Raw genomic sequence first — 12,357 nt, 5'->3', positions numbered from 1 at the left:
TACGGCCTCGGTGCGCGGCGGGGCTCGGTGCCTACGGCCTCGGTGCGCGGCGGGGCTCGGTGCACGGCGGGGCTCGGTGCACGGCGGGGCTCGGTGCACGGCGGGGCTCGGTGCGCACGGCTCCCGGCACGGCGGGGCTCGGTGCGCACGGCCTCCGGCGCGGCGGGCGCGGTCCGCAGGGCCTCCGGCCAGGGTCTCCGGCCCCACGGGCGGGGCGTTCAGCTGTCCAGGCTGTTCAGCCGGTTGAGCAGCCGGGCCAGTTCGGCGACCTCGCCGCGGTCCCAGCCGGCCATCCTGCGGGCATACCGCTCCCGGCGGGCGCCGCGCACCGCCGAGAAGCGGCTCCGGCCCTCCTCGGTGAGCCGGACGAGCGAGGCCCGGCCGTCCGCCGGATCCGGCCGGCGCACCACCAGGCCGAGTTCCTCCAGCGAGCGCAACTGGCGGCTCATGGTGGCCTTGCCGACGCCGAAATAGCCGGCGAGCGCGGTGGCGCGCTGCTCACCCGCCTCGGCCAGCCGCACCAGCAGGCCGTACGCGGCGGGCTCCAGGTCCGGATGGACGGCGCGGGCCATCTCGCCGGAGCTGGCGCGCGCCCGGCGCAGGAGGACGGACAACTCCCGCTCCAGTGCGAGCCAGGCGCTGTCCATGCCGCCCGCGGCCTCTTCCCCGGCGCGGGCCTCGGGCGCCTCGCCGTTCTGCCCGGTATCCGTGTTCTGCAACGTGGGGATCCTCAACCTCGTCCGCTGTCGGCGGGTTTCCACAGCCAGGTTTTTTCTTTCAGCGGCGGTCGTATCCGCAGCTCCGACAGTATTTCGCAGGATTAGACCACCGGCAGCACCCGGGCGGTCTTTCCTCCCGGTCGTTGACGCGCGTAGCGTCCTGTATGGCATGGCCACGCCAATTGCCTCGCCGCACATCCGGGCGGGCTTTCGCCGTTGTCCCGCCGTGCCCGGACACTCCCCCCACCGAGTCCTTCGGAGGCACGTACATGACCGTGCACAGATCCGATTTCCCGCGCCGCCCGGCCGGCGCCGTGAGCGCGGTGCTCACCGCCGTGCTCGCCCTGCTGCTGACCCTGCCCGGCGCCGCCGCCGCGGCGGACCGGCCCGCTCCCGCCCCCGCCGGGGAGCGCAACTCCTGGATGGGCTCCACCGTCGTCGCCAACGAGGGCGGCCCCGCCGGCGGCACCCCCACCTCCCGCGCCGCGTCCGTCGAGGGCGTGGACGTCAGCAGCCACCAGGGCAACGTCGACTGGGCGGCACTCTGGAACAGCGGCGTCCGCTGGGCCTACGTCAAGGCCACCGAGGGCAGCTACTACAAGAACGACTACTTCACCCAGCAGTACAACGGCTCGTACAACATCGGCATGATCCGCGGCGCCTACCACTTCGCCAACCCGAGCGACAGCAGCGGCGCCACCCAGGCGAACTACTTCGCCGGCAGCGGCGGCGGCTGGTCGCGCGACGGCAAGACGCTGCCGGGGGTCCTCGACATCGAGTACAACCCCTATGACGGGAACTCCTGCTACAACCTGAGCCAGAGCGCCATGGTGAGCTGGATCCGGGACTTCCTGAACACCTACAAGTCCCGCACCGGCCGGGACGCCGTCATCTACACCACCACCGACTGGTGGACCACCTGCACCGGCAACTACGCCGGCTTCGGCGCCGTGAACCCGCTCTGGATCGCGCGCTACGCCTCCGCCCCGGGCACCCTGCCGGCCGGCTGGAGCTACCACACGTACTGGCAGTACACGTCGACCGGGCCGATCGTCGGGGACCACAACCGGTTCAACGGCGGATACAGCCAGCTCCAGGCCATGGCCAACGGCTGAGAGCCGAGAGTTGGGGCCCGACGGCTGGCAGCTGACGGCCGAGATACGACGACTGACGGCTCACGACCGACGGCTGGCGGCTGGCGTCTGACGGCTGACGGCTGACGGCTGACGGCTGACGGCTGACGCCGCCTCGTACGGGCCGCGGCGCACCGCCCCGGAGACGGCCGGTGCCCTCCCGCCGACGGCACACCGCCCCGCACCGTGGTCACGGTGCGGGGCGGTGGTGCGGTGGTGCGGTGGCGGGGTGACGGGGTGGCGCTGCGGTGGCGGGGGCACGGGTGGTGCCGGGCCCGCCACCGGCCCCGGGCCCTAGACCGCCAGCAGCGTCTCCGGCTCGCTGTGCGCCGCTTCCAGGGCCAGTTCCAGCACCTGCCGGACATCGGCCACCGGGTGCACGTCCAGCTTCTCCAGCACCTCCGCGGGCACGTCGTCCAGGTCCGCCTCGTTCCGCTTCGGGATCACGACCGTGCCGATGCCCGCCCGGTGCGCGGCCAGCAGCTTCTGCTTGACCCCGCCGACGGGCAGCACCCGGCCGGTCAGCGACACCTCACCGGTCATCGCCACGTCGTCGCGCACCCGCCGCCCGGAGAGCAGCGAGGCCAGCGCGGTCGTCATCGTGACGCCCGCGCTCGGCCCGTCCTTCGGCACCGCGCCCGCCGGTACGTGCAGGTGCACGCCCCGGTCGTTCAGGTCGCCGACGGGCAGCTCCAGCTCGGCGCCCCGGCTGCGCAGGAAGGAGAGCGCGATCTGTGCCGACTCCTTCATGACGTCGCCCAGCTGTCCCGTCAGCTGGAGCCCGGTGCCGCCGGTCTCCGCGTCCGCCAGCGAGGCCTCGACGAAGAGGACGTCACCGCCCGCGCCGGTCACGGCCAGCCCGGTCGCCACGCCGGGCACCGCCGTGCGCCGCTCGCCCGGGTCCTGGGCGGACTCGGGGACGTGGTGCGGCCGGCCGATGTAACGGCGCAGGTCGTCCGGGCCGATGGTGACCGGCAGCTCCAGCTCGCCCAGTTCGTGCTGCGCCGCGGCCTTGCGGAGCAGCCGGGCGATCGAGCGCTCCAGATTCCGTACGCCCGCCTCCCGGGTGTACTCACCCGCGAGCCGGCGCAGCGCGCCCTCCTCCAGGGCGACCTCGCCCTCCGCGAGCCCCGCCTTGTCGAGCTGGCGGGCGAGCAGGTGGTCGCGGGCGATGGTGACCTTCTCGTCCTCGGTGTAGCCGTCGAGGCGGACCAGCTCCATCCGGTCGAGCAGGGCCTCGGGGATGGCCTCCAGGACGTTGGCGGTGGCCAGGAAGACGACGTCGGAGAGGTCCAGCTCCACTTCCAGGTAGTGGTCGCGGAAGGTGTGGTTCTGCGCGGGGTCGAGCACCTCCAGCAGCGCGGCCGCCGGGTCGCCCCGGAAGTCCGAGCCGACCTTGTCGATCTCGTCGAGGAGCACCACCGGGTTCATGGACCCGGCCTCCTTGACGGCGCGCACGATCCGGCCGGGGAGCGCCCCGACATACGTACGCCGGTGACCGCGGATCTCCGCCTCGTCGCGCACGCCGCCCAGCGCCACCCGGACGAACTTCCGGCCCATGGCGCGCGCCACGGACTCCCCGAGCGAGGTCTTGCCGACTCCGGGCGGGCCGACCAGCGCGAGGACCGCGCCGCCCCGGCGTCCGCCGATGACGCCGAGACCGCGCTCCGCGCGCCGCTTGCGCACGGCCAGGTACTCGGTGATGCGCTCCTTGACGTCCTCCAGCCCGGCGTGGTCCTCGTCCAGTACGGCCTTGGCGCCGGGGATGTCGTACGCGTCCTCGGTGCGCTCGTTCCACGGCAGTTCCAGGACGGTGTCCAGCCAGGTGCGGATCCAGCTGCCCTCGGGGCTCTGGTCGGAGGCGCGTTCGAGCTTGTCGACCTCCTTGAGGGCGGCCTCCCGCACCTTGCCGGGCAGGTCGGCTGCCTCGACGCGGGCGCGGTAGTCGTCGGACTCGTCCTCGGGGTCGCCGTTGAGCTCGGCCAGCTCCTTGCGTACGGCCTCCAGCTGGCGCCGCAGCAGGAACTCGCGCTGCTGCTTGTCGACACCCTCCTGGACGTCCTTGGCGATGGTCTCGGCGACGTCCTGCTCGGCGAGATGGTCGCTGAGCCGCTTCACGGCGAGCTTCAGCCGGGCGACCGGATCGGTCGTCTCCAGCAGTTCGACCCGCTGCTTGACGCTCAGGAAGGGCGAATAGCCGGAGTTGTCCGCGAGCTGGCCCGGGTCGTCGATCTGCTGCACCCGGTCCACGACCTGCCAGGCGCCGCGCTTGCGCAGCCAGCTGGTGGCGAGGGCCTTGTACTCCTTCATCAGCTCGGCGACGGCACCGGGCAGCGGGTCCGGGGCCTTCTCCTCCACCCGGACGCCCTCGACCCACAGGGCCGCGCCGGGGCCGGTCGTCCCCGCGCCGATCCGGACGCGGGTCACACCGCGGATGAGGGCGCCGGGGTCGCCGTCGGACAGCCGGCCGACCTGTTCGACGGTGCCGAGCGTGCCGATCGCGGCGTACTCCCCGTCGATCCGCGGCACCAGCAGCACCTGCGGCTTCCCTCCGCCGCCGGCACTGCCGCCGCTGTCGCCCCCGCCGGCCCGGGCGGCGGCCTGCGCGGCCTCCACCGCGGCTCGTACGTCGGTGTCGGACAGGTCCAGCGGCACCACCATGCCCGGCAGCACGACCTCGTCGGAGAGCGGGAGCACGGGCAGGGTGAGCGAGGTGGACGTGGAAGCCATGATCTCCCCTTCGGCAGGCAAGTTGAGCTGTACTCACTCAATGTCTCTGCTTCCCCTGATGTTCCCCGGCGTGTGTTCGCTGTGAGCGATCACGGGACGGGTGCGCTTCCCGGGGGCCTCGGGATGGGCGTCCTTCCCGTGGGCCCCGGGATGGGCGTCCGTTCCGTGAGCCTCGGAGCGGACGTCCGCCCCATGGACCCCGGAGCGGGCGTCCGGCCCGGTGGCGCCACGGCGGGTGTCCGTTCCCGGGGAGCCGGAGCGGGTGACCGTCCCGGGGGTCCCCGGGGTCCCGGGACGGGCGGGCGCCGACGGGGCGGGCGGAAGCTCCCGTCCCAGACGGGCGAGCGGGGACAGGGCGATCACCGCGGGGGACAGCAGCATGCCCGCGGCCGTCACCAGCAGGCTGGTGCGCGACCCCCACTCGACCGCCAGGAACCCGCCGAGCAGCGAGCCCAGCGGGGCCGTTCCCATGCCGGCGAACGAGATCGTCGCGGCGGCACGGCCCTGCATCCCGTCCGGGGTGGCGGCCTGCCGGACCGCCATGACCGTGACGGAGACCAGCTGGCCGGAGACCCCGAACACGAAGTTGATCACGAGGAGCGCGGGAAGCGTCACCGCGGGGGAACCGTGCAGCGCCGGGACACACAGGAACACACAGTCGCCGAGCGCCGCCCCGGACACGAGCACCACGCCGTGCCCGAACCGGCCCGGCAGCCGGGCGGCCAGCACCGAGCCGAGGAGCGCCCCCGGTCCCGTCGCAGCGAGCGCCAGCCCGACGGCGGTGCCCGACAGGTGCAGTTCCCGCGGCAGGAACAGCAGATAGACCGTCATCACGGCCGCGAAGAAGAACTGGAAGGCGGCCGAGGCGAGGCACACGGCCCGCAGCGAGCTGTCACCGGCGACGAACCGGACCCCCTCGCGGATCCCCCGCCAAACCCGCGGGGGCCGCCCGGAGCGCTCCGGCATCCGTTCGTTCCTCCGCATCCCGCCGACCGACAGGAACGACAGCGCGAAGAACAGCGCGCCCGCGGCGGCGGCAACCGGCGCGGACAGCAGTGACACCAGTGCGCCGCCGAGTGCGGGCCCGCCGATCTGCGCCGCGGACCGGCTGCCCTCGAGCGCGCTGTTGCCCCGGACCAGTTGGTCGCGCCGCACCAGTCGTACGAGGGACGCCTGGTAGGCCACGTCGAAGAACACGGAGAAGGCCCCGACCGCGAAGGCGGCCACGAACAGCGCGTGCAGGCCGAGCCAGCCGAAGAGACCGGCCGCGGCGGCCGCGCCCAGCGCCAGGCTCCGGCCGGCGTCCGTCAGCACCATGACCCTGCGGGTCCGCCACCGGTCGACCCACGCGCCGGCGAAGAGCGAGAGCAGCAGGATGGGGGCCTGCCCCACGGCCCGGAGGAGGCCCAGCTCGCCGGCGCCGGCGCCGAGCGTCAGGACGGCGAAGAGCGGGAGCACCACCAGACTCGCGTGCTCACCGAGCTGGGAGGCGGTCTGGCCCAGCCAGAGCCTGCGGAAGTCCCGGTCCCGCCACAGGCCGGCCGGAGCGGGAGGGCCGGGATCGGATCCGGACGGAACGGGAGCGCCGGAACCCGAACCGGACGGAACGGGAGCGCCGGAACCCGAACCGGACGGAACGGGAGCGCCGGAACCGGGTTGGCGCGGAACAGGGCGGGAGCGGGAACCGGAGCCGGACGGAGCGGGACGGCCGGGATCGGACGCGGCGGAGGATGCGGACGGCACGGAAGTCCTTCGATACGGCGGTGACGAGGCCCGCCGCCCGGCGGCCCGCGGGCGCGCCGGCGGTCCGGGCAGGGGAAGGCTCGCTGTGCCGCGACATCAGGGGCAGCACGCGATGACGGGCCGGTGGGGCCTACGACGTCACAGCGCGCTCGGACGACCGGGCATGTCTCGACTCCTCGGGGATCGCTCGCTGCCCGAACACTAGCCCTCGACTGCTCGGCACGGAGGGGAATTTCCGCCCCGCGGACCCGGCCCCGGCGCGGCCCCGCCCCGCCGACCGTGATCCGGCCCCGGGCTGCCCGCCGACCGGGCCCCCGGCCGGCCGCCACCGCGCCTCCCCTCTCCCCCCACTCCGGCCGGGACCTCCCCCGGCACCTCGGATACGGGTCGTCCGGGCCCGGTGGCACCGTGACGCTCCGCGGCCGCGCAAAAGCGGCTGGCGCTCGCACCCGTTCCCCGGCAATACTCATCACGTAATACTCAATCGCCGGAAGCGGTTATTACCTGGAGGACGGGCGTGCACGAAGAGATCACCGGTGTGGCCGAGGCGTGGGTCGAGGGCTGGGTCGTCTCCCGCGGAGCCGCGCCGCCGGTCCCGGAGCCGGGCGGCGGGTTCCGGGTGGACGTGGGCCTGGAGCACCATGCGACCCGCTACGTGCTGCCCCGGCCCGAGGAGGCGCTCGTCCGCGGGATCAGCCGGAAGCGGGCCGCGCCCGGAGTCTGGATCAAGACGTTCGCGCCGCCGGAGACGCTCGCCCCCTGGCTGCCGCCCGGCTGGTCCTTCGACGACCCCGGCTTCCTGATGTCGGCCGCCCTGCGCCGGACGCCGGCCGGGGACGCGCCCGAGGGCTACCGGCTGCGCGTCTGGACGCGGGGCGGGGTGACCCGTGCGCTCGTCCACGCCCCCGACGGCTCGTTCGCCGCCCGCGGCCAGATCGCCGCACCGGCGCCCACGTCCTCGCGGCCGGCGGCGTTCGTCGTCGACCAGGTGGAGACGTCCGCCCGCCACCGCCGCCTGGGGCTGGGCGCCCTGGTCATGCGCACCCTCGCGAACACGGCCGTCGAGGCCGGCGCGACGACCGGCGTCCTGGGCGCCACCGTCGACGGCCGGGCGCTGTACGAGTCACTGGGCTGGCGGGTGCACGCGCCGCTGACCGGGCTGGTCTTCGGCCGGCCGGCGGCGACGGCCCCGGTGCCCGGCGGAACGGCCGCGTCCAGGGTCTGAACGCCTGAACACGGAACCGGGCCTCCGCCGCAGCGCTGATCCCGGGGCACCCACACGGCGGACCCGGGTCTCCGCGCACGGCCGCCTCCGGGGCCGCCCACGGTGATCCGGGCTCCGCCTCGGCTGCCTCCGGGGCACGCCCACGGTGATCCGGGTCTCCGCCCTCGGCTGACTCCTGGGCACGCACACGGTGGTCCGGGCCTCAGCGCACGGCCGCCCCGGAGCACGCGCACGCTCCGAGCACAGCCTTTCGTTCCTGGTCCCCCTTCGCACCGCCCGGTCCGGGCGGGGCCGGATCCCCCGGGAGCCCCGTGAGGTCAGCCCCGCCGCCCGCCGCGCGGGACCGGCGCGCGGTCCGCCGCGCCGGCGTCGAGGGCGAACCAGACGACCTTGCCGCGCACCCCGGCCAGATCCTCGCCGAGCGGAAAGCTCCCCCAGTCGTCCGCGCACACCGCGACCAGCAGCAGCCCCCGGCCACGCTCGCTGAACGGGTTGGTGCCCCGCCCCAGGCCGGCGGCGGCGCGCGGGCGGCTGGTGCTGCTGTCCCACACGCTCACCCGGAGCTTCTCCCCGTGCCACTTGAGGCGGACGGACGCCGGGCCGGGCGAGTGCAGGTAGGCGTTCGTCACCAGCTCGGAGGTCAGCAGCTCCGCCGTCTCCGCCAGCGTCACGAGACCGTGCTCGCCCAGCACCGTACGGACGGTGCAGCGCGCGATACGCGGGGCGAGCGGGTCGCGCGGCAGCTGGAGGGAGTACTCCCAGCTGTCGGGCGGCGCGTGCGCCCGGGCGGCCATCCGGTCGGCTGTCTCGACGGTGCTCATGGGTGTCTCCTGTCCGGAATGTGCCCGAACGAACATCCGCGCGGGGCAGGAATGTGTGGGCGGGCGCCGCCGGGGCGCCCGGCCGCCGTGCGTGCGACCGCGCCTCACGGCGTCTCGCGAGGTCGGAGCCGTGCGGGCGGCCCCGGAGGCCGGTGCCGGTCGACGCCGGTGGAATCGGCGTGAACCGGGGACCGGGGCCGGAGCGATGGAGGGACGTGAAACTGTTCCGCCCCATGGGGGCCGATCCGGGTGACGGGGAACTGCTGCGGGCTGTCGCCGCGGGTGACCCCGAGGCGCTGGCCGCGCTGTACGACCGGCACGCCGGATGGCTGCACGCGCGGCTCGCACGACGGTGCGGCGACCCTGAAATCGTACGGGAAGTGCTCCAGGACACGTTCGTCACCGCCTGGCGGACCGCCGCCGCCCACCGGGGCGGGGAGGCGGGCCGGCCGGCTCTGGTGATCGCCGGGCCGGCGGCCCCGCCGCCCTGTGGGCCCGGCCGCTCCAGCCCGGTTGGGAGGCGGCGTCCTGGGCCGTGGCGGCCGGGGCCTTCGCCGCCGGGACCGCGCTGTGCGCGTGGCGGGGCCCGCGGCCGGACGGTGCGGGCCGCTGAGCGGGCCACCGCGTTCTCGCTACCCTGGGCCCCGCCCGCCGCCCGTGCCCCGCACCGCCGAAGGGCGCGCCCGCACCACCGAAGGGACCTCGCCGCCATGTCCGCCCCGTCGCCCGCCGGCCACCCGCCGTTTCCCGGAACCGGCCACTCCGCCGCCGTCACGGTCGACCGCCGCGAAGGCCCGTTCGGGGAGGTCGTGCTGCGGCGGCGCGGGGAGCACCACGAGATCATCGCCAACGGCTGCTTCCTCATGGACACCTCCGACGGCCGTTCCGAGCGGCTGCTCGTCGACGCCGCGCTGGCCGCGCTGCCGGACGGCCGGACCGGGCCGGCCGTGCTGATCGGCGGCCTCGGCGTGGGCTTCTCGCTGGCCCGCGCCGCCGCGGAGCCGCGGTGGGGCCGGATCACCGTGGTGGAACGGGAGCAGGCCGTGATCGACTGGCACCGGTCCGGACCACTGGCGGCGGTCTCCGCGGCGGCGCTGGCCGACCCGCGCACCGAGATCGTCCGAGCCGACCTCGTGGAGTACGTGCACACCGCGCCGGAATCCTTCGACGCGCTGTGCCTGGACATCGACAACGGTCCCGACTGGACGGTCACCGACGGCAACACCGGGCTCTACGCCCCGTCCGGGCTCGCCGCCTGCCGGGACCGGCTCACCCCGGGCGGAGTGCTCGCGGTGTGGTCGGCGCGGCCGTCCGCCGCCTTCGAGGACGTTATGCGGAATGCCGGATTCATCGGCGTACATACGGAAGAGATCGCCGTTGACCGAGGCGTCCCGGACGCCGTGCACATCGCGATCAAGGCCGCGTAGCCGCAGCCCGCTTCCTGCCCTTACGCTGCTTGCCAGCACCGCCCGGCGGAGACGGCGACGCCGGCAGGGGAACAAGCTGGGACAGCAGAGGCAAAGTCGATGGATCAGACACACAACGGCGTGGGCGCACCCGCCGCGAACGCAGGAGGCCCGGCCGGCACGACCCAGCGCCGGGTGCTCGTCGTCGAGGACGACGCGACCATTCTCGACGCCATCGCCGTGCGCCTGCGAGCCGAGGGCTTCCAGGTGCAGACCGCGCACGACGGCCCGTCCGCCGTGGAGACCGCGCAGGCCTGGCAGCCGGACCTGCTCGTCCTGGACATCATGCTGCCCGGTTTCGACGGCCTCGAGGTGTGCCGCCGGGTGCAGGCGCAGCGCCCCGTACCGGTGCTCATGCTGACCGCCCGGGACGACGAGACCGACATGCTGGTGGGCCTCGGGGTCGGCGCCGACGACTACATGACCAAGCCGTTCTCCATGCGGGAGCTGGCCGCGCGGGTGCACGTCCTGCTGCGCCGCGTGGAGCGGGCGACGCTCGCCGCGCACACCCCCCGCACCGGCATACTCCGGCTCGGGGAACTGGAGATCGACAACGCCCAGCGCCGGGTGCGCGTGCAGGGCGAGGACATCCACCTCACGCCCACCGAGTTCGACCTGCTGGTCTGCCTCGCCGGCACCCCGCGCGCCGTGCTCTCCCGGGAACAGCTGCTCGCCGAGGTCTGGGACTGGGCGGACGCGTCCGGCACCCGCACGGTCGACAGCCACATCAAGGCGCTGCGCCGGAAGATCGGTGCGGAGCGGATCCGTACGGTTCACGGCGTGGGCTACGCGCTGGAGACCCCGGCCGCCCCGGCCCCGTGAGCGAGGCGCCGCCCGGCCCCCGGGCCGGCAGCGGGAAGCGGAAGGGGGCCGTGGCCCGCTACTGCTCCCGCACCTGGGCCCGGCTGTGGGAGGCGCTGAAGCCGCTCGACCCGTACCGCTCGGTGAAGGCGGCGCTGGGCGCGCTGGTCATCGGGTCGGTGACCATCACCACCCTGCTGGTGCTGATGGCGCTCCAGACCCGGACCGAGCTGCGCATCGTCACCATCTTCTCGATCATCGCCACGATGCTGATCACCCAGTTCGTGGCGCACGGCCTGACCTCCCCGCTGGACGAGATGAAGGCCGTCGCCCGGGCCATGGCGGGCGGCGACTACAGCCGGCGGGTGCGCGCCGACCGGCGTGACGAGCTGGGCGAGCTGGCCCAGGCCTTCAACCACATGGCCGCCGACCTCCAGGCCGTCGACCGGCACCGCAAGGAGCTGGTGGCGAACGTCTCACACGAGCTGCGCACCCCCATCGCGGGGCTGCGCGGGGTGCTGGAGAACGTCGTGGACGGGGTCAGCGACGCCGACCCGGAGACGATGCGCACCGCGCTGCGGCAGACCGAGCGGCTGGGCCGGCTGGTCGAGACGCTGCTGGACCTGTCCCGGCTCGACAACGGGGTCGTACCGCTGCGGGCCCGGCGCTTCGAGGTGTGGCCGTATCTGTCCGGGGTGCTGAAGGAGGCCAACATGGCCGCGGCGGCGCGTGCCGCGGCGGGCGGCTCCGTGCCCGGGCGGGCCGACGTGCACCTGCACCTGGACGTCTCGCCGCCGGAGCTGACCGGGCACGCGGACACCGAGCGGCTGCACCAGGTGGTGGCCAACCTCGTCGACAACGCCGTCAAGCACAGCCCGCCGCACGGCCGGGTCACGCTGCGGGCCCGGCGCGGCGACGCCCCGGACAGCCTGGAGCTGGAGGTGCTGGACGAGGGCCCGGGCATCCCCGAGTCGGAGCGGTACCGGATCTTCGAACGGTTCAACCGCGGGCATGTCTCCACTCCGCACGGCCCGGGGAGCGACGGGGGCACCGGGCTGGGGCTGGCGATCGCCCGCTGGGCGGTGGATCTGCACGGCGGCAGCATCGGTGTGGCCGAATCACCCCGCGGCTGCCGCATAAAGGTCATCCTTCCGGGCAGCAGCCGAGTGCCGGGTTGACGTAGGCTCGCAAACGGAAGCGTTGATTCGGGATGACTTTCCGTCGTCCTCGCAGCGTACGACCGGGAAGGTTGCGGCAGCAGGACGCCGCCGCCGCGGAACGGCGATCCCGCGAGGCGCCGTACGAGCGCGAAACCATGAGGTTTTCCCGCCAAAAGCTGCCCCGAAACACGCTGCTCAATGTGACGTGCATGACCTCTGGCCGACCCGGCCTGCAACGGACGCGGTAAGAGGCGTAGCCTTTATTTCCGCTGTCCACCACCTTAGGAAGCGGAAGAGGGCGGTAGCCGCCGTGTCGCCACAGTCCCCCAACACCTCGAGCGTCTCGACCGATCAAGACGGGCAGGGAAAGAACCCCGCCGCCGCCTTCGGTCCCAACGAGTGGCTCGTCGACGAGATCTACCAGCAGTACCTCCAGGACCCGAACTCGGTCGACCGAGCCTGGTGGGACTTCTTCGCCGACTACAAGCCGGGAGCCGACACGGGATCGGCGGCCGCGGCCGCCCAGCCCGCGAAGCCGAAGGCCGGGTCCGCCCCGGCC

9 protein-coding genes and 1 pseudogene are annotated in these 12,357 nt (G+C 74.2%); 6 read left to right on the top strand and 4 right to left on the bottom strand.

Annotation, left to right across the window (positions count from 1 at the left end; all coding sequences use genetic code 11):
* Window positions 1-218: 218 nt before the first annotated feature.
* Complete coding sequence (locus tag GCU69_RS02235) at window positions 219-647, bottom strand: MarR family winged helix-turn-helix transcriptional regulator (protein WP_098753019.1); 429 nt, start codon at window positions 645-647, stop codon at window positions 219-221.
* Window positions 648-988: 341 nt separating this feature from the next.
* Between GCU69_RS02235 and GCU69_RS02230 the strand changes: the two genes are divergently transcribed.
* Window positions 989-1,834, top strand: a complete 846-nt coding sequence (locus GCU69_RS02230) for a lysozyme (protein ID WP_098753006.1) — start codon at window positions 989-991, stop codon at window positions 1,832-1,834.
* A gap of 312 nt (window positions 1,835-2,146) precedes the next feature.
* Here GCU69_RS02230 and lon read toward each other — a convergent pair whose 3' ends face one another.
* Together lon and GCU69_RS02220 are read right to left on the bottom strand one after the other, a co-directional pair.
* Complete coding sequence (gene lon, locus GCU69_RS02225) at window positions 2,147-4,582, bottom strand: endopeptidase La (RefSeq protein ID WP_098753005.1); 2,436 nt, start codon at window positions 4,580-4,582, stop codon at window positions 2,147-2,149.
* A gap of 303 nt (window positions 4,583-4,885) precedes the next feature.
* Window positions 4,886-6,118, bottom strand: a pseudogene (locus tag GCU69_RS02220) (MFS transporter); the annotation flags it as partial.
* A 724-nt stretch (window positions 6,119-6,842) separates the two neighbouring features.
* On the opposite strand from GCU69_RS02220, the gene GCU69_RS02215 reads away from it, so the two are divergent.
* A complete protein-coding gene (locus tag GCU69_RS02215) occupies window positions 6,843-7,550 on the top strand; it encodes a GNAT family N-acetyltransferase (protein WP_235978155.1) in 708 nt (235 codons plus the stop codon).
* Between the two features lie 317 nt (window positions 7,551-7,867).
* Here GCU69_RS02215 and GCU69_RS02210 read toward each other — a convergent pair whose 3' ends face one another.
* Complete coding sequence (locus tag GCU69_RS02210) at window positions 7,868-8,371, bottom strand: ATP-binding protein (RefSeq protein ID WP_235978154.1); 504 nt, start codon at window positions 8,369-8,371, stop codon at window positions 7,868-7,870.
* Window positions 8,372-9,081: 710 nt separating this feature from the next.
* Here GCU69_RS02210 and GCU69_RS33375 point away from each other — a divergent pair.
* The 4 genes from GCU69_RS33375 to GCU69_RS02190 all read left to right on the top strand — a co-directional run.
* On the top strand, window positions 9,082-9,798 hold the full coding sequence (locus GCU69_RS33375; protein ID WP_170315761.1) for a spermidine synthase family protein: 717 nt from the start codon (window positions 9,082-9,084) through the stop codon (window positions 9,796-9,798).
* A 99-nt stretch (window positions 9,799-9,897) separates the two neighbouring features.
* Window positions 9,898-10,659 carry a response regulator transcription factor gene (locus tag GCU69_RS02200; protein WP_235978153.1) on the top strand — a complete coding sequence of 254 codons (762 nt, stop codon included), beginning with the start codon at window positions 9,898-9,900 and terminating at the stop codon, window positions 10,657-10,659.
* 83 nt (window positions 10,660-10,742) lie between these two features.
* A complete protein-coding gene (locus GCU69_RS02195) occupies window positions 10,743-11,816 on the top strand; it encodes a HAMP domain-containing sensor histidine kinase (RefSeq protein WP_156204977.1) in 1,074 nt (357 codons plus the stop codon).
* A 292-nt stretch (window positions 11,817-12,108) separates the two neighbouring features.
* On the top strand, window positions 12,109-12,357 hold a 249-nt coding region (locus tag GCU69_RS02190), incomplete at its 3' end, for a 2-oxoglutarate dehydrogenase E1 subunit family protein (RefSeq protein WP_156204975.1).

Origin of the sequence: Streptomyces lycii (assembly GCF_009735685.1) — a bacterium.
In the GTDB taxonomy this organism is placed as follows: domain Bacteria; phylum Actinomycetota; class Actinomycetes; order Streptomycetales; family Streptomycetaceae; genus Streptomyces; species Streptomyces lycii.
The sequence above is the reverse complement of the archived record's forward strand: the minus strand, read 5'-3'. Positions and strand labels throughout refer to the sequence as shown.